The sequence below is a fragment of the Nostoc sp. CMAA1605 genome (assembly GCF_021596505.1).
GTDB lineage: Bacteria > Cyanobacteriota > Cyanobacteriia > Cyanobacteriales > Nostocaceae > Trichormus.
Map to the genome: position 1 here is coordinate 79,011 of NZ_PJIZ01000010.1, position 18,670 is coordinate 97,680.

The following is an 18,670-nucleotide window of genomic DNA, read 5'->3' on the forward strand; positions in this document are numbered from 1 at the left end:
AGTAACCTTACATTAAGAACCTCGCTTTCTTTAAGAATGCGGGGTTCTTATAGTATTTTGGATTTTGGATTTTAGATTTTGGATTGAAAACCTAGATTCTTATACCAATTCACGAAAATCTTGAAACAGATCCAAATCCGAAAACCCTTGTCAAGTCAGGATTTCTCAATTGCGTAAAGCCTGCGGCATAGCTGCGCTTAGAGCGTAGCGGGACGTTAGTCCATTGCAAATTGCGAATTGCGAATTGCGAATTGGTATTAGCCTATTCCCAAATCTTGAAACAATACTACCTATCGCAATTCAGTATCACATTCGATTTCCATGTCGTAAATACCAATAAATTAACCAAGCTAAAATCCCAAAAAATAAATTTAGTAAAAATCTACTGAATATAAACCACAAAATATCAGAATATAAAAGCTGTGCTGGACTTAAAGGACTGAGAACTCTTACTAACAAAAATAGCCCCAAAATTGCATTTCCACCCAACATCATCGCCAAGAATAATAATCCTCTTTGCCAGTAACGATGTTGGCGTGTACGCCCAGATATTAATATGATGGGTGGTTGATTTTGAACTCGGTGTAGTAGCTGTTCCATACGCCAAAACATCCACAACAGCAACGGAAATAAACCATAACTAAGCAACTGTAAAGCAGAAGCATAACGTCCAGCAATAGAAAAAATATTGACTAAAGCATGAAAAAATAGAGAATTAATCCAAGCCAAAATAAATAAATTTTTATATCGATTTATCTGCGCCGTTGCTGATAAATATCTTCCTAAAGCATATCCCCAAGGCGCAGAGAACATCGCATGGACTGGTGTACCGATGCTGCGCTCAAAAATCGTGGCTGTACCATGATACAAATAAATCCAATTTTCTTCGGCGGTGAATCCTAAAGCAGCCGCAATGGTAAAGAAGAAAACACTAGGCGATCGCAGTTGATACCGACGCTGTAAATATAATGTGGGGATGATAACTGCAATTAATTTACACCCTTCCTCAATGGGAGCGATCGCAATCAACTGTCTGACAGTAGCACCAAAAATCCCACGCTGGATTTGTCGCCAATGCAACCATCTGTGAGCAACAGTTTCAAAACCTAATTGTAAACCCAAAGCTAAAAAACCAGATACTGCCCCAACCACAAATAACAACAACAGAAGTTGCACAGGTGGGGCAATGCTGACGCGGTAATAGTAATAACCTAAAAATAGCAGTGGTGGTATAACTGCCCACAGCAGTAAGACAAAATCATTAACAGCCACTCACTTGAGCAATAATAGCGCGATGACGAGGAGTATTACTAGTAATAGCTGGTGTTTGGAAACCTGCTGTTACTAAAGCTTGCTCAATATCCAAACTAAAATATTCATCCAAATACGGCTCTGTACTTTTGAGCAAAGTTAAAATATACGGTGGCATTTTTTTATAGATTTCCGATTGTGGATTCATATCCATAATTCCAATGTAACCACCAGGACGCAATACACGCCGCGCCTCAGCTAAAATTTGCCGAGTTGCTGACTGGGGTAATTCATGACAGACAAGACAAATGGAGACTAAATCAAAACTAGCATCTGGTAAACCTGTAGATTCAGCTTGAGCATGAACCCAGTTAATCTTAGCTTGACGCTGTTGAGCGCGATAGTGAGCAACCGCTAAGAAATAGGGAGACAAATCTAAGCCTGTGACTTTGGCTTGGGGATAGAATGCTTGTAGAGTAAATGAACTTAAACCCACACTACATCCCATATCCAGAATAGTTTGTGGCGCGTGAGAAATTTGAGCTTTGAGAAGATCATGGTAACTTTGGCGTAATTTTGCATCACCTTGCGCCTCAGTCCCCTGCCAAATTTTAGCGTGAACCGCGTAAGCTGCTGGTTCTACTTCAAAAGCCGCTTGCCAACTCAGATTCCCTGTTTCGTAAGCATGAAATGAAGTCAGATAATAGTCTGGATAAGCAAGCTGGGGATTTTGAACTTGAGCTAAATCCTGTGTCCAATCACGCGCCTGGAGAGTTTTAACTTCATTTGTCCAAGGTACGCCAATTTTTTCAGCCCGTTTAATCATCATTTGGCGCGCTTGGTGTTTAGCAAAACTAGCTACAGGCTTAATTCCTAGTATGCCATTCACCAAGCGAGAAGCTAGGCCAGGAGCAGTTTTTACAGCAGCAGTCATAATTTAGTTTGCATGGAATAGCCTTTTTTAAAATACAGCAGAATATGGGATGTGGGGTATGGGGCATGGGGAATTGGGCATGGGGAATTGGTATTACACGCTTGCGTCCTTATAGCTTCACATTTATAAGTATAAAAAGTTTGCTCATAGTATAGGGTTTTTACGTTGAAATTAGAGATTATTTTGTCTGTTGTCAAAACTGTAAGCTGCTTTTTAAAGGTGTTTTAGAGATGAGTTTGTCATTTGTTGCTGCTGTGGGTTAATTTATCGGTTAGTCGTTTAGATAACTTCATTGGGTGACAATCTTTGTAACAAACAAATGGCAATTGTGAATAAAAGTAACAAAACTGCCATCAAAACGGTTTACTGGCTTGACAACAAAGAAGCTAGTCGATAACGTTATATACATACCCGGGTAAGGCCACTAAAGAGTGATATGCAAACTAAGCAAAAGGTTACGTTGTATTTGTCGCCAGAACTGCACAAAAAGCTGAAGATTCGATCAGCCATCGATTCTGAGCATATGTCAGACCTTGCTGAACGTGCAATTTTCTTCTACCTGACTAACTCAGAAATAGTAGAGGAGGTTGAAGCATCAGCTTATGGTAGGACTCACAAAGTTTACTCATGTCCTACTTGTGAAAGTTCATTGGTGCTAAGAGACGGGGAATTAGTTAACTTAGGTAATCAACCAGGCGTAATAGGCCAAGATCATCCTTCCCTAGATGAAATGGTTGAAGCGGAAACCCATCCCAAGGGTGAGGAAGAATTAGTCCCCTGCTAGGTAGGAATTAAATAGGTAATTCTTATTTTTCGGTTGTTGTAACCAACAAAACGATGTCTTTACTGTACTAGGGTCTCAAGAAGGTCGATTTATGAAAGAAGAGCTCAATATTCTCATTCAAGCTCAATACCCACTAATCTACCTTGTGACCTCCGAGGAAGAGAGGGCAGAGCAAGCAATTTCCACAATCGCCCAAGTGTTAAGACCCCAACGCCGTGTGTTTGTGTGGACAGTAACTCATGGCATCGTGGAGTATGGTCAACCCCGGAGTGTAAGTCAACACAACACCGTTTCCCCAGAGGCGGCGATCGACTGGATCATCCGGCAAAAAGAACCTGGTATATTTATTCTTAAAGATTTACATCCATTTATTGATGCTCCCGCGACCACAAGGTCATTACGTGATGCGATCGCTAGCTTTAAGGGTATGCAAAAGAACATCATATTGATGTCTCCCATGCAGCAAGTACCCATCGAACTGGAAAAGGAAGTAGTTGTTTTAGACTTCCAACTCCCCGATATGTCTGAGTTAAATAAAGTATTAACTCAACATCTCGATCAGTATCGGGGGCGGCGGTTGACCACAGAAGCGCGGGAAAAACTCCTCAGAGCTGCTTTAGGTTTAACCAAAGACGAATCTGAGAAAGTGTATCGTAAAGCGCAAGTCACCACAGGGCGGTTGACTGAGGAAGAAGTAGATATAGTTCTATCGGAGAAAAAGCAACTCATTCGCCGCAATGGTATCCTCGAATACATCGAAGAAGATGAAACCATTGATGCAGTAGGTGGCTTAGAAGAACTGAAAAAATGGCTCAAACAACGCTCTAACGCCTTTACAGAAAGAGCCAGAGAGTATGGACTGCCCCAACCCAAAGGGATGTTAATTCTAGGTGTTCCTGGTTGCGGTAAGTCACTGATAGCAAAAACAACGTCCCGGTTGTGGGGTTTACCACTATTGCGCTTAGATATGGGTCGAGTTTACGACGGCTCGATGGTGGGACGAAGTGAAGCTAATCTGCGTAACGCCCTCAAAACAGCAGAATCAATTTCCCCAGCAATTTTGTTTATCGATGAGTTAGATAAATCCTTTGCAGGAAGTTCCGGTTCTGGTGATTCCGATGGGGGTACATCAAGTAGGATATTTGGGTCTTTCCTCACCTGGATGCAAGAGAAGAAATCTCCAGTATTCGTCATGGCTACAGCCAACCGCGTAGAACGCCTACCTGGGGAATTCTTGAGGAAAGGTCGTTTTGATGAAATTTTCTTTGTGGATCTGCCCACACCCGAAGAAAGATGTGATATCTTCAAGATCCACCTCAATAAACGCCGTGAAGACATCACCCGCTTCGATTTAGAGCAATTAGCCAAGATGTCTGATGGCTTCTCCGGGGCAGAAATTGAACAAGCACTAATTGCGGCAATGTATGAAGCCTTTGCCCAAGATCGCGAGTTCACCCAATTAGATATTATTGCGGCACTTAAAGCCACCTTGCCACTGTCTCGCACGATGCAAGAACAGGTCACAGCCTTAAGAGACTGGGCAAGACAGCGCGCTAGACCAGCCGCATCCTCCGTTGCTGAATATCAGCGAATGGAGTTTTAAAAGCTTTCCCTTGCTAACCCAGGGGGAAAGGCTAGCCAAACCCGCTAGCAGTTACGAAAACAGCCGCACCCTAATCATCGCGGCTTCCCAAAAAAACCGTTGTCCTAATTTCTCAATCTTCTCATTGGAGGAAACCCAAATGTCTCATTTTAGCACTCTTCGCACCAAAATCACCGATGCCGAAATTTTGAAAGCTTCCTTGCGCGACCTGGGTATCAGCGTAAAAACAGAAGCTGATGTACGCGGTTATAACGGTCAGCGCGTTCGTTCCGACATCGTTGCAGTATTGGAAGGCGAATATGACTTAGGTTGGTCTCGCAACAGCGATGGTTCTTTTGACCTCATCGCTGACCTGTGGGGTGTTGCTAAGAAGCACAACCAAACCGAGTTAATCAACTCCATCAACCAAAAATACGCTGTTAACAAAACCTTGGCAGAAGTAAAACAGCGCGGTTTGCAAAACGCAAATGTGAAATTAGTATTGCAATAACAATTTCTCTGCGCGTTCCCAAAGCTGCACGGGTTAACCAAGTTATAGCGGTTAGCCCGCTTTTTTTATGGGTACAAACATTCTCTACACTAAACCAGCTTGAAAAATTTGGGTTGGGGTGAGGTTTAATTCAGGAAAGGTTTGGGAGATAATGCGTAGCCGCTCTGCGGCTTGTCGCCAGACATCGCACTCTTGAAACTTACTGATTTGGTATTCTCCATCCACTAAATTACAGACAGAGATTGTTCGTTGTTTGGGACTACCGATAAAATTGCGCCCACCCAACGCAGCATAGTCTACAATCCAATATTCAGGGATACCCATCTCCTCATAATCAGCATATTTTAAGTAGTAATCGTCCCGCCAGTTAGTTGAGACAACTTCAATTATCAAAGGTATTGTCGCACCTAAGCTAACGATAGATTCTTTTTTCCATAATGTTTCATTGACCAAATTTGCCTGATTTAGCACCAACACATCAGGAAAATAACCAGAATCTTTTTCCAGAGGTCTAACTATAGCTTGGTTGGGGATAATATAGGGGAGGTTTAAGCGGTCAAATTCAACCGTGACTTTTCTAGCTATCCCTCTTATGTCACTTTCCGGGAGGGCAATCGCTAGAAGCCCTATGAGGCAATCAATACAAGCTATTCTATTAGAAAAAAGTTGGTCTTGTATTTATTATTAGAAAATAATCGCGCAAACGCCTGTTATACAAAAGCTCTAGAATTCAGAAATGGCAAAAGTTTTCGGAGAGTGACAGAAGAGGGCTAAGTAAACACGCAAAATTAATTACAGTCATTGCGAGTGTTCGCGTCTCATTGGCACAACCTTTCGTAGATAAGAGAAGCGAAGTAATAGCTAATCGTCATTCATTTTGGTGCGTTACGGCTTACGCCTAGAACCCCTCTATACCTATACACTATTTTAGCTGGGTCAGGTCAGTAGCCTCTGTACTTCTGGAATTATAAAATAATGTAAAAATTTTTACTGGTTTTTTGATAATTAAAGATTAAAACATTTATTGTATACATGAAATTTGACTATGAATACAAAACAAATTACGGAGTTTTCTCTGCAAGACGGAACAAAATTTTTAGCGGAGGTGGATGAGCCAGAGGATAGCAACTCCTTGGTGCGTGTTGCTAGAGCAGATACAGGACAAATGGTTGTTGAGGCGAAAAAGAAATTTGATGATGTACTAGAGCAAATACAACCTATAGCCTCAGCAATTATCACTAAACTGAGTCAGCTAAAGACACCGGCTGATGAGGTGGAGGTGAAGTTTGGGATTAAGTTAAATGCTGCTGCGGGTGCGATTTTCACTTCTGTAGGTGGTGAAGCTAACTACGAAATCACCTTGAAATGGAAGCAAGACAAGGTTGAGTAAGAGATGGTGGTGAGTACAGAAAATTATATTCAATCTTTGAGGTCAGCGATCGCCCGGATTTTTCATACTCACGGTGCGGTTGTTGGGGTGGGTTTTTTAGTCTCTGGGCGCAGTGGCAATTATATGATGACTTGCGCTCATGTTGTGGCTGCGGCTTTGTCTTTACCAGAGGACACAGTTGCAGTTCCTAGTGACGATATCTATTTAGATTTTCCTCTGATTGCACCAGGAGAAAAATTCCCGGCTCAAGTTATTTTCTGGAGAGAAGTCGGTAATTTATCCGCCTGTGAAGATGTTGCGGGACTACGAATCAAAGCGCAGTTACCGCCAGGAAGCCAAGCCATTAAACTCATCCCCACAGATAATATGTGGGGACACAGTTTCCGTACTTTCGGTTTTCCTCAAGGACACAATGATGGCGTTTGGGGGACGGGTTTGTTGCGAGACAGTCAAGGAAAGGGATGGGTACAAATCGAAGATAGTAAGGTGACTGGTTACAGAGTAGAACTTGGCTTTAGTGGTGCGCCGGTATGGGATGAAAACTTGGGTAGGGTGGTGGGAATGGTGGTAGCAGCAGAGAAAAAGCGCGTAGATATCAAAACGGCTTTTATGATTCCCACGGATATCTTAATGCAAGCTTGGAATGAAATTACCCCATCTGTATTGTCAAATGCAGGTATCCAGACTCACAGCAGCCGAGTACAACAACTGAAAATCAAAACCTTGCAACAACGTTTTGAGGCTCTAAGTAGTGACTATGAAGCAGCTTATAACCAACTTAACTATACACTCAGCGCAGGCGATCGCAATCTCATCCAACGTCAAATCAACACTATCTTACTAGACCTGGAGCAAGTACAAAGCGAACTTGATGCGATCAGTCTTTAATTTACTACCTCAATCCTATGACAAATTCTGGCGATTTACGTAAGAAGCATCTACAACAACTAATAGCCCATTTAACAACTGAAATTGAAATCATTAGTCAACAAAGATTGCAAACTCTAGATGATGTTGCAAAAAATAAATTGCAAAGGCAACTAGATGATAAATTTCAAGAACTAGAAACAGCAGAATCTGAGTTAGAACAACTAAATCCAGAAGCCGGCGAAGAAGTTGAGCTAGATAAAATTCCTTTTACTAATCGTGATGCCGCAATTAGGGAAATTACCGCCCTAAATTCTCCTCCCTATCGCCTAGTTATAGCCCCTGAAGGCTACGGAAAAACAGAATTTCTCAAACAAATTCAAAAGCGATTTCAAGAATTACAATGGTGTTGTGCTTATGCTGCCATATCTAGTTATGACAGTATTACAGAATTAGAAAAAAGATTAGCGATCGCACTGCAACTGACTTCCCCAGCCGGATATGAATTAAATTCTGGCGAACGGTTAGATTTACTATTACGTAAAGCCTGGTCTAAATGGCAATTACAAGATAAAGATAAAAAAGGTATTGTACTATTAATTGATTTAGATGGTAGCCCTCCTAGTAAACAACGTTTAAATGAAATATTTCATGATTTAAAAGAATTTGCTTGGAGAATTCAAGAATCCCTGAAAGAATTCCAGTTTTTTAAGGATAATTCTCGCCGGTTGCGAGTTGTGATTGCGGCTCGTTGTTTGACTGATATTCCTTTAGAGCGAATTTTTGCTAAATTACCACTTTCTCCGTTTAACTGGGAAGTCATTCAAGATACAGCCACAAAATATCTCAAACCAATTGAGATGACCTCAGAAAGTATTGCATTGTTAGCCAGTCATTTACTGTATTTAACTGGTGGTCATCCAGGCGGAATTGCTGAAGCATTAAAAGTTTATCGTAGTGGTGGTTACACTGTTAATTGGTTTTTAACTAGTTATGGTCATCAATTATGGGAAAAAATTCTTAAAAAATGTCGAGACCAGATTAGAGAAAGTTTGACCAGAGAAAATAGTCATCTATATGAATCAATTGAAAAATTAAGTATATTTCCTATTATTAATAGCACCTGGATATTAAAGGAAGCCATTAATAGATTTCAACTACCTTTTATTGATGATAGTTTTAAATTAAATACCGAATTAACCAAAACATCTATTTTCACTCGTGATAAAACAGTCATCAAAGATGGGATGACACGACGATTATTAGTAATTGGACTGCTAAAGGAAAGTTCGCCAGAACATTTTCAGAATATGTGTTGTCAAGCGGCTGATATCTGCTGGGAATATATCCATCAGCTAAAAGCTAAAAATGATTCTGGCAATGCGGGGATTTGGTCGATGCAATATTTTTTTCAAAAGCTTCAGCAACACGCTGGCTTTATTAATTGTGGCAATCATAGTCTCGCTTATAGACAAGAACTTCGCGAAAATTTCTTTGCAGAAACCGTTGAGGAAACTATTGGTATATTCCACAATACAGACCGCGAGCAAATTCATGAGTTTTTATCAACGTTAAAGTCTGAAATTGAACAAGATTGGGAATTTCAATTTCTTGTCAACTACTATCTACACAACGATGAATATAATGACATACCCTATAGAAATTTAATTCAGAAACTAGATGAAGCGATTGAAAATAACTGATTCAGGAGTTGATCATGTCTGGACTAGATAAATTAGAATTTGTTGGTCGTGAAGAACAACTCAAACGGATTATTTCTCTGGTGCAAGCTGTTGAGAAACAACATATAATTTTAGTGGAAGGTAGGGGCGGTATTGGGAAAACTTGGTTACTCCATGAATTAAAATCTCGCCTACATCAATGTGACATTGGCACAAGTGAAATCATAGATTGTGATATTCCTGTCTTTAAGGATGCAGGAGATTTATGTACACAAGTTGCCAAACAACTATACGATAACACCTATCAAGAATGGTTACTCCGGTTAAAACGACTCAGGGAAGATGAAAACCGTCTGAGTAAAATCGCCTATGAACAAGAACGCCAACAATTAGAAAAGTTCTTAGTCGATGCTATTAACCGCAAATCCCAACAACAGAAAATTGTATTTCTCGTTGATACAATTGAAAAATTAGGACAACCAGAGACGAGAGAAGATGCTTGGAAATATATTAGTGATTTATGTCAGCAATTAGACAACGCCGTATTTATTTTAGCTGGTCGTCCTAGTATTGCCCATCAAATTTTAGCAATTAATTCACCTACAGATAATTTCACCTATTTAGAGTTAAATGAATTTACCCATGAGGATGTGCAAACATACATTCTTTCTAAAGAAGAACAGCTACATTTCACCCTTGAAGAAAACCTAGTCAAAAAGATTGTCATGCTTTCGGGTGGCAGTCCCATTATGATTGAATTTGGCGTAGAGTATGCTTATCGCCAAGTTATTCCAGATTGGTTAGAAACGGAAGATGTGGAAACTATCCCCAGTAGGTTGCAAAAAACTGGTGGATTTGAAGCGGAGATGGTGCGACATATTACACAGTTGCGGACATCAATGGATAGACTGACTCTCATACTTTCCAGGATTCACCCATTAAATAGTTATGATATTGCTAACTTATTAGAATTATCTCAAGACGAGGCTGAAAGATTATTTATTGATGCTCAAAGTTATTTCTTTATTAAACCAGTCATGGGTGGTTCTCAAATATCATTACATGATATTGTCCGAGACTTAGTAAATAAATATGTCTGGCCGGATATTGACCCTGATAGAGAGTGGAGAAAACGCGATAGTCGGCTTGCGGCTAAATATTTTGAGCAGCAAGATTATGAATTAGGCCCCCAAAAAAGAACATTAGAGATACAACGAATCTCTGATCATTCTCAGCAAGCGGCTAATCTGGATTTCTTAATTGAAGAGATTAAACAACTGCGAGAATTTAAGACTAGACAATGGCTGTGGAATGCTTTATACGCAAACCCCCAAACAGGATTTGAAACTTGGTATACAGTAACTGATAGGATACGCAGTCAATCTAAGAAGTTTAGCTTGGTGAATCAGTTATTAGGGATTGCCAAACAATTTGAAGCAGAATTACATCCCGATCAAATCATGAAGTTGAAAATTTTTGAGTCACGGATTGTTCATGCTTTACAAGATAAAAATGCTACCAAAAATGAAGTAGAAAAGTTAGAGGTGATGTTAGCTCAACAGTCTGCTGATTCTGTGCATCAAGCAGATATTTGTAATGTTTTGGGGATGTTAAATGCTAAATTGCATCTCTATAATGATGCTTTAAAATATCAGCAAAAGTGTTTATCTCTAGTTTTAGATAGAAAATTATCAGCCGTAGTTCCCAATGTCGCTAACCAAGTTGGTTATCTGTATCGTCAACTGAATAATTATCAAGCCGCCGAGGAATTTTACAAACTCGGTTGGGATGCAGCAATGGAAATTGAATCTCCCAATAAAGGTTTAACTCAAGTCATGGCTAGTATTCAAAATAACTTGGGATATCTCTACGGAATTCAAAAAAATTACATCAAAGCAGAACAGTGTTTTAAAGCTGCTATTGATATGTGGACAAGTGTAGAGACGGAACGAGAAATTGCTAATGCTGAAATCGCCTCTGCTACTATTTGGCGGAATGAGGGGAATTATTTAAAAGCTCAAAACCTACTAGAACGAGCCTTAAGCCGTTGTGACAGTGAAGAAAACGACAATCGGCTTTTGTGTAGAGGATACTTTCAATTAGGTTTAAATCAATGGTTTAGTGCTGAGGTAGAAAATCCAGCAATTTGGGATGTGACTCAGGTAAAGTGGGATATGAACTTGCTGAGTTTAGCTCAAGATGCTTTAGAAAAAAGCCTCAAACTAGCCGAGAAATACGGTATTGAAGAAGAATTACCAGGAATTTTACATCAAACTGCTAGTGTCTATTGGCATCTAGGGTTTCAAAACAGCGATCGCACTCTACAAGCACAAGCTCTCAAACTCAACGATCGCTCCTACAATACGAGTCTAGAATACAATGATATTCACTACGCCATCGATAGTCTAGTCGGTAAAGCAGAATTTGATTATTATGCCACAACCTATGAGAAGATTGCTGATTATGCTAAAGAATTAGGCGATCGCTTCCCATCCTATGAAAATGTTCATGGACTATATTTTGGTCGAATATTACGCATAGAAGGTGATGTCGCCTTTCAACAAACAAACTACGACATTGCTTTTAGTAAATATGCTCAAGGTATACCTAAAATTTTTGGGGATGGAGGCTTTGGCCCCTATTCAATTCAACATGAATTAAATCTACTCCAAAATAAAATCGCACGCCTACCCATTGAACTTGCTAAAACTCTCATCCAGCAACTTAAATCCCAATGGCAAGATATTAAAGCACTTAAAGAATGGTGCGATCAACAAATGTTTCTCACTAGAATCCGTGCAAACAAATAGCCATCTTCTCATGCTTAGTCAAACAATTGAACCACCCAAAATTTTAGTTTCTCTTGATACTAACAACACCCCAACTGGACAATGCGACTGTGATGGCGGAGACTGTGCTTGTGATTTATCTCCTTTAGCAGTGTTACCATCTGATATCAAATCATCTCCAGCAATGTTTGATAAATTTGTGAGAGTTCCCAACTCACAAATCATGAATTTAGATGATAGTTATTCTATCTGTTATGATAGTCATCATCAATTAGCAGTTTTAAATAAATCAGCCTTAAATTTATTAACAAGCTTTACCAATCCCCATAACTTACAAGACATCGCTCTAGATTATCCTGATATTGAATTAATAACCTTACAGCAAGCTATCCAAAAACTATCTCAAGCCCGTTTAATCATCCCTGAAAATTACTCATGGCAACTTAACGAAATCCCTGATACTTTAACAGCATGGTTACATATCACTGACCGTTGTAACTTAAGGTGTGACTACTGTTATCTGCCTCATTTACCAACAGATATGTCACCCGATATAGGCAAAGCAGCCATAGAGTCTACATTTCGTTCTGCCACTTTAAATAATTACCGTCGCGTCAGACTCAAATATGCAGGTGGAGAAGCATTACTATGTCCTACGTTGATTCAACATCTCCATTTGTACGCTCAATATCTCAGCCAAGAAACAGATATCGCCTTAGATGGGGTTGTTCTCAGCAACGGCACATTAATTACACCTAAAATTATCGAAATGCTGCAAAAATTAAACCTGCGGCTGATGATTTCACTAGATGGATTATCCAACTTCCACGACAGTCAACGCTGTTATGCAAGTGGTAAAGGTTCATTTTCAGACGTTGAACGAGGAATTAAAATCGCGTTGCAAAATGGTCTGACTCCCGATATTTCCATTACAGTTAGTGGTAGGAATGCAGCCGGATTACCTGCCTTAATGGCATGGATATTAGAATATGATTTACCCTTTAGTTTAAATTTTTATCGAAAAAACGAACTCTCAGCTAATTACCAAGACTTGCAACTAGAAGAATCTCAAATTATTGAGGGAATGTTAGCAGCATTCCAAGTAATTGAATCGCAATTACCCCATCGGAGTTTACTAGGTTCATTAATTGACCGTGCCAACTTAGCATCGCCTCATAAACGTACCTGTGGAGTTGGACAAAGCTATCTCGTCTTTGATTACAAAGGACAAATTGCTAAATGCCAAATGCAACTACATAAAACTATATCCTCAGTTGACAATCCAGACCCTTTAAGTGTGATACGACAAGATAAAATCGGTATTCAGAATTTATCTGTCGAAGAAAAAGAAGGCTGTCGTACCTGTGAATGGAAATATTGGTGTACAGGTGGTTGTCCTTTAGCAACATTTAAAGCCACAGGTCGTTATGATATTCAATCCCCAAATTGCAATATTTACAAAGCACTATATCCTGAAGCTGTACGGCTAGAAGGCTTACGCTTGATCAAATATAGCTAAGGGGGGAAGTAATGAGTAATGAGTAATGAGTAATGAGTAATGAGTGCTGACTAAGGGACTTCTAGATAAAAAAATATCCAAACTGTAGGGTGCGTCAGTGCGAGAAAAACTGACTATACCAAAAGATTATTCATACTGACGCACCCTACTAAGCTGTTTATTTGGGATAATTTATTTTTTGGTGTTCCCCTTATTGACTATTGACTATTGACTACCCAAGATACAGCCGCTACGTGGGGGAAGTGTTAATGATAGGCTTTCGCCATGCCAGTTAAACTCTGCTTGACCGTATAACAATTTTTGGGGTTGAGTCTGTAAATTGGTGATATCTACATCAGCTTGTACTGGTGCTGTACCAACATTCACCGCAATAATTAATTCCTCTTGCCCTAACTTACGGGCGAAAATATACAATGTTCCTTGGGCGGAAATGACTTGATACTCACCTGTACGTAAGGCTGGGTAACTGTGACGTAAAGCGATTAATTGGCGGTGAGTTTGGTAAATGTCTCTATCCCAGCTAGCTTCTAGGGGAAAACCACGGCGGGAGTCGGGATCTAATTTTCCTGGTAAACCTACTTCATCCCCATAATAGATACTCGGCGCGCCGGGAAAGGTGAGTAGTAGGAGGGTGGCTAACTCTACGCTGTCTTTATCTCCACCGGCGATACTAATTAATCTGGCTGTGTCGTGGCTAGCGAGTAAATTGAGTTGAGTAAGCTGAATTTCCCAAGGGTAAAGTTCCAGTAATGCTGTGATTTTGGCGGCGTACTCGGCTGCAAATAACGGTGGGTGTGGTTGATAGTCACGGCCTTGGATTTGTTCTAAGACTACGCGATCGCCTGCGGTAAAAGCAATGGTCGGCCCGGCAAATAAATAGTTCATTACGCCGTCAAATTGCGTTCCATCTAGCCACTCGCGGGAATCTCCCCACACTTCCCCCACAATATAAGCTTCGGGGTTAATGGCTTTGACGCGATCGCGAAATTCTTGCCAAAAGCCGGGAGTCTTAATTTCAAAGGGAACATCCAACCGCCAGCCGTCAATACCGAATTTAATCCAGTATTCAGCAATTTCCATGATATATTCCCGCACTTCTGGGTTATCGTGGTTAAATACTGGTAAAGCGCGGTTATTTGCCCAACCCACATAATTAGCGGGTAATTCACCCGTGTACGGCGCAAGCGGCCAGCCCTCAATTTTGAACCAATTTAACCAAGGTGAATAGGGGCCATTTTCCAAAATGTCATGAAAAAAGAAAATTCCTCGACTAGCGTGATTAAACACTCCATCGAGAACAACTTTAATATTTCTTTCGTGGGCTGCATCTAGTAATTCTTTAAAAGCCGAATTTCCCCCTAACATCGGATCTACTTGATAGTAATCATGGGTGTGATAGCGGTGATTACTAGCTGATTGAAATATTGGTGTGAAATAAATGGAATTAATGCCTAAATCTTGGATGTAATCTAATTGTTCCATGATGCCCCATAAGTCACCACCCTTGTAACCTTGCAGTGTGGGCATAGCCTCCCAATCTTCCCAAGAAGCATTTTGCAGTAAGCGTTTGCGAGTTTGTTTACTTTTAGCGAATCTATCGGGGAAAATTTGGTAGAAAACTGCGTGCTTTACCCAATCTGGTGTTTGAATTTGCATGATTGTTGAGTGCGTAGTTCAGTAGTCATTTTGACTTTAAACTAAATATTTGCGGTTCTCACTTCTGGTAGAAAAATTTTAGTCAATAGTCAATAGTCAACAGTCATTACTCATTACTTACTACTCAGCACTCAGCACTCAGCACTCATTACTCTACCTTGTCTCCCCTGCCCCCCTGCCCCATTCCCTCTGCCCAAAATTCAGTTTTGCCAAAATTCTTTTCCGATAATCTTTGATCCCCCCCTTACCAGAGGCTACATACAGTCCTAAACTGTAGGTGGGAATCAAAAGGCAGTCGGGAGACATCTTGTGAAAAAGTATTAGCAATTATCCTTGGAGGTGGCGCGGGTACTCGCCTGTATCCCCTCACCAAACTACGTGCTAAACCCGCAGTACCAGTAGCAGGGAAATACCGCCTAATAGATATCCCTGTTAGTAACTGCATTAATTCAGAAATTTTTAAAATCTACGTTCTCACGCAATTTAACTCAGCGTCTCTTAACCGTCACATTGCCCGCACTTATAATTTTAGCGGTTTTAGTGAGGGTTTTGTGGAAGTGCTGGCTGCACAGCAAACACCAGAAAACCCGAACTGGTTTCAGGGAACAGCCGACGCTGTACGCCAGTATATATGGTTGTTGGAAGAATGGGATGTGGATGAGTACCTGATCTTATCGGGGGATCACCTCTACCGTATGGACTACCGTCTATTTGTCCAACGCCATCGGGAAACCAACGCGGATATTACCCTTTCGGTAATCCCCATAGACGATCGCCGCGCTTCAGATTTTGGTTTAATGAAAATTGACCAATCTGGGCGGGTAGTTGATTTTAGCGAGAAACCCAAAGGCGACGCTTTAGCGCAGATGCAGGTTGATACCACTGTTTTGGGATTAACTCCAGAACAAGCAGCCCTACAGCCCTACATCGCCTCGATGGGGATTTACGTATTTAAAAAAGACGTTTTGATCAAACTTTTGAAAGAATCTTTAGAACGGACTGATTTTGGTAAGGAAATTATTCCTGATGCCGCCAAAGATCACAACGTTCAAGCTTATTTATTCGATGGCTATTGGGAAGACATCGGAACAATAGAAGCCTTTTATAATGCCAATTTAGCCCTCACACAGCAGCCATTACCACCCTTTAGTTTCTACGACGAAGAAGCCCCCATTTACACCCGTCCTCGTTACTTGCCACCCACAAAATTGTTAGATTGTCAAGTGACAGAATCAATTATTGGTGAAGGCTGCATTTTGAAAAATTGCCGCATTCAACACTCAGTTTTAGGAGTGCGATCGCGGGTAGAATCTGGCTGTATCATCGAAGAATCTCTACTGATGGGTGCTGACTTCTATCAACCTTCTGTAGAACGTCAGTGCAGCATAGATAAAGGTGATATCCCCGTTGGTATTGGCCCAGATACCATCATTCGCCGCGCCATCATCGACAAAAACGCCCGCATCGGTCACGATGTCAAAATTATCAATAAAGACAACGTGCAGGAAGCCAACCGCGAAAGTCAAGGTTTTTACATCCGTAGCGGAATTGTAGTCGTCTTGAAAAATGCCGTAATTCCCGATGGAATGATTATTTAGTCATTAGTCATTAGTCATTAGTCATTAGTCATTAGTCATTAGTCATTAGTCATTAGTCATTAGTCATTAGTCATTAGTCATTAGTCATTAGTTAATATTTTGACTATGAACCGTTGACAAAATAATTGGCAACCGTTAATTGTTGGGGTTTCCAGCCCCACTGGACTGTAATTGCGAATTGCGTTAGCGTAGCGGGACGTTAGTCCATTGCGAATTGGTTTGACTGTTGACTATGGACTCTTGACTAAATGACTAAACTACAGTTGCTAATTGGTCTTCCTGGCAGTGGTAAGTCAACCTTGGCACAAAAATTAATCACAGAATGCCCCCAGATGCTACTGATTTCTACAGATGCCATCAGGGGGCAATTATTTGGTGCAGAATCAATACAAGGGTCTTGGCTGTTAATTTGGCGGGAAATTGAACAACAATTACAACAGGCGATCGCTAAAAATAGAGATGTTATATTTGATGCCACCAATGCCCAAAGATCCCATCGTCGAGAAATCATTACTCTTGCTCATGATCTGGGCTTTACCTACATTAGAGGAATATGGGTACAAACTCCAGTTTGGCTATGTTTAGCACGTAACAAAAAACGTCTTCGCCAAGTCCCAGAAGAAGTAATCTTACGAATGCACCGCCAACTGCGCGACGCACCCCCTAGTTTGGCAGAAGGACTAAGTGAGATTGTTAAACTATGGGTGTAGGGAATGGGGAATGGGGCATTGGGCATTGGGCATTGGAAAAAGGAGACAAGGTAGACAAGGTAGAAGTAATGAGTAATAAGTAATGAGTAATGACTAATGACTATTAACCAAAAGGTACTAAATTATGAGCCGAATTAATCCTTATACACTGCAAATGCAGATTACGCGGATGTTTGAGCAAGGACAATCATTCTTTGCAATTACTAAAGTCCAAGAATGGTTGAAAGAACGTAATCAAAATCCTTTAGATTACGATATTCTATTCCATCAAAAACCTGCTCCTCCTGGTTCAAAGGAAGTGATGGTGGTGGAAATTGAGTTACGGCGTAAGGATGGACAACCTGTAGATCCTTGGTTACAAGAACAAGCTAACCTGCACGCTTGATATTTTTCATGGATAAATTCCCCTGTAAGCCGCCTGTGTGAATCAACAACAGGCGATCGCCTACAAAACACCCTTTTTGTATCATATCTATCACGCCATAAAACATTTTTGCGGTATATACGTAATCTAGGGGTATACCGTAGGTGCGGGTAAACTCATCGCTAAATGAGAACAGCTCATCATTAACCTTGGCATAACCCCCAAAATGATAATCGCAGACTAATTCCCATGATGCGGGGGTGGTAAATGGGATGGGAAGACCAGAGGCGTGGTATTGTGTTAGTAAATTGGTGATGTCTTGACTGAGAAAGTCACCATTTTTTAATACAGGAAAACCAAGCGATCGCTGTTTTGGTTTTAAAGCTAAAGTTAATCCCGCCAAGGTTGTCGCTGTTCCACAAGCTACACAAACCGTATCAAATATTTCATTAACTTCCGCGAGTATCTCTGTACATCCACGCACACCATCGAGATTACAGCCACCTTCAGGAATGATGAATGCTTCGCCAAAACGCTGACGCAACCATGCTTGTAGTTCTGGCGTATGGCGTTGGCGGTAAGTTTCTCGGTCAATGTAAACTAACTGCATCCCCTGTTCAACAGCAAAACTTAAGGTGGGGTTGAGGGGTAGTCGTTCTTCACCACGAATTACGCCGATAGTGCGAAAACCTAACAGATTTCCAGCCGCAGCAGTGGCGTAGATGTGATTAGAATAAGCCCCACCAAAAGTCAGAATTGTGGTGTAATTTTGTGCGTTAGCTGTTAACAAGTTGTATTTTAATTTGAACCACTTATTTCCATTTACCAACGGGTGCATTAAATCAAGGCGTAGTACAGATAGTTCTACTCCAGCACGAGTAAAAATTTCGCTGTTAATTTTTTGCGTCGGCGGTGGAATTAAGTTCAAAGACAATTTGGTCATTAGTCAACAGTCCATAGTCAACAGTCATTAGTCAACAGTCCATACTCATTACTTATTACTTATTACTTATTACTTATTACTTTACTCATT

Annotated in this window: 14 protein-coding genes and 2 pseudogenes; 11 read left to right on the forward strand and 5 right to left on the reverse strand. The window is 40.7% G+C overall.

Annotated features, from left to right (window positions below):
- Window positions 1-306: 306 nt before the first annotated feature.
- Together CV014_RS05930 and CV014_RS05935 are read right to left on the reverse strand one after the other, a co-directional pair.
- Window positions 307-1,272 (reverse strand): PrsW family intramembrane metalloprotease, encoded by a 966-nt coding sequence (locus CV014_RS05930; RefSeq protein WP_236141180.1) that lies wholly within the window; start codon window positions 1,270-1,272, stop codon window positions 307-309.
- Window positions 1,262-2,185, reverse strand: a complete 924-nt coding sequence (locus CV014_RS05935; RefSeq protein ID WP_236141181.1) for a class I SAM-dependent methyltransferase — start codon at window positions 2,183-2,185, stop codon at window positions 1,262-1,264. The genes CV014_RS05930 and CV014_RS05935 overlap by 11 nt, the downstream gene beginning before the upstream one ends.
- A gap of 436 nt (window positions 2,186-2,621) precedes the next feature.
- Between CV014_RS05935 and CV014_RS05940 the strand changes: the two genes are divergently transcribed.
- From CV014_RS05940 to CV014_RS05950, 3 genes are all read left to right on the forward strand, one after another.
- On the forward strand, window positions 2,622-2,969 hold the full coding sequence (locus CV014_RS05940; protein WP_103137437.1) for a hypothetical protein: 348 nt from the start codon (window positions 2,622-2,624) through the stop codon (window positions 2,967-2,969).
- Between the two features lie 91 nt (window positions 2,970-3,060).
- On the forward strand, window positions 3,061-4,572 hold the full coding sequence (gene ycf46 / locus CV014_RS05945; RefSeq protein ID WP_236141182.1) for a stress-responsive protein Ycf46: 1,512 nt from the start codon (window positions 3,061-3,063) through the stop codon (window positions 4,570-4,572).
- A gap of 139 nt (window positions 4,573-4,711) precedes the next feature.
- The gene (locus CV014_RS05950) at window positions 4,712-5,062 is read left to right on the forward strand and encodes a DUF1257 domain-containing protein (protein ID WP_015136553.1); all 351 of its coding nucleotides are present in this window, start codon (window positions 4,712-4,714) and stop codon (window positions 5,060-5,062) included.
- A gap of 84 nt (window positions 5,063-5,146) precedes the next feature.
- On the opposite strand, the pseudogene CV014_RS05955 reads toward CV014_RS05950, so the two are convergent.
- Window positions 5,147-5,644, reverse strand: a pseudogene (locus tag CV014_RS05955) (Uma2 family endonuclease); the annotation flags it as partial.
- 463 nt (window positions 5,645-6,107) lie between these two features.
- Between CV014_RS05955 and CV014_RS05960 the strand changes: the two are divergent.
- Genes CV014_RS05960 through CV014_RS05980 form a run of 5 tightly spaced genes read left to right on the forward strand, consistent with a single transcriptional unit; the run spans window position 6,108 to window position 13,309 of the window.
- Complete coding sequence (locus tag CV014_RS05960; RefSeq protein WP_103137090.1) at window positions 6,108-6,452, forward strand: CU044_2847 family protein; 345 nt, start codon at window positions 6,108-6,110, stop codon at window positions 6,450-6,452.
- A 3-nt stretch (window positions 6,453-6,455) separates the two neighbouring features.
- On the forward strand, window positions 6,456-7,340 hold the full coding sequence (locus CV014_RS05965) for a trypsin-like peptidase domain-containing protein (RefSeq protein WP_236141183.1): 885 nt from the start codon (window positions 6,456-6,458) through the stop codon (window positions 7,338-7,340).
- Between the two features lie 17 nt (window positions 7,341-7,357).
- On the forward strand, window positions 7,358-9,022 hold the full coding sequence (locus CV014_RS05970; RefSeq protein WP_236141184.1) for an ATP-binding protein: 1,665 nt from the start codon (window positions 7,358-7,360) through the stop codon (window positions 9,020-9,022).
- A gap of 14 nt (window positions 9,023-9,036) precedes the next feature.
- Window positions 9,037-11,811 (forward strand): tetratricopeptide repeat protein, encoded by a 2,775-nt coding sequence (locus tag CV014_RS05975; protein WP_236141185.1) that lies wholly within the window; start codon window positions 9,037-9,039, stop codon window positions 11,809-11,811.
- A gap of 10 nt (window positions 11,812-11,821) precedes the next feature.
- A complete protein-coding gene (locus CV014_RS05980; RefSeq protein WP_236141186.1) occupies window positions 11,822-13,309 on the forward strand; it encodes a radical SAM/SPASM domain-containing protein in 1,488 nt (495 codons plus the stop codon).
- Window positions 13,310-13,513: 204 nt separating this feature from the next.
- Here CV014_RS05980 and CV014_RS05985 read toward each other — a convergent pair whose 3' ends face one another.
- A complete protein-coding gene (locus tag CV014_RS05985) occupies window positions 13,514-14,965 on the reverse strand; it encodes a glycoside hydrolase family 13 protein (protein ID WP_236141187.1) in 1,452 nt (483 codons plus the stop codon).
- A gap of 311 nt (window positions 14,966-15,276) precedes the next feature.
- Here CV014_RS05985 and CV014_RS05990 point away from each other — a divergent pair.
- The 3 genes and pseudogenes from CV014_RS05990 to CV014_RS06000 all read left to right on the forward strand — a co-directional run.
- Window positions 15,277-16,563: pseudogene (locus tag CV014_RS05990) on the forward strand (glucose-1-phosphate adenylyltransferase); the annotation flags it as partial.
- Between the two features lie 248 nt (window positions 16,564-16,811).
- Entirely contained in the window at window positions 16,812-17,273 is a 462-nt protein-coding gene (locus CV014_RS05995; RefSeq protein WP_236141188.1) for an AAA family ATPase, read from the forward strand.
- Between the two features lie 124 nt (window positions 17,274-17,397).
- The gene (locus CV014_RS06000; protein ID WP_103137098.1) at window positions 17,398-17,658 is read left to right on the forward strand and encodes a hypothetical protein; all 261 of its coding nucleotides are present in this window, start codon (window positions 17,398-17,400) and stop codon (window positions 17,656-17,658) included.
- Here CV014_RS06000 and CV014_RS06005 read toward each other — a convergent pair.
- Window positions 17,642-18,580, reverse strand: coding sequence for a 1-aminocyclopropane-1-carboxylate deaminase/D-cysteine desulfhydrase (locus tag CV014_RS06005; RefSeq protein ID WP_442946888.1), 939 nt, complete (start codon window positions 18,578-18,580; stop codon window positions 17,642-17,644). The two genes, CV014_RS06000 and CV014_RS06005, sit on opposite strands and share 17 nt — an antisense overlap.
- Window positions 18,581-18,670 lie beyond the last annotated feature (90 nt).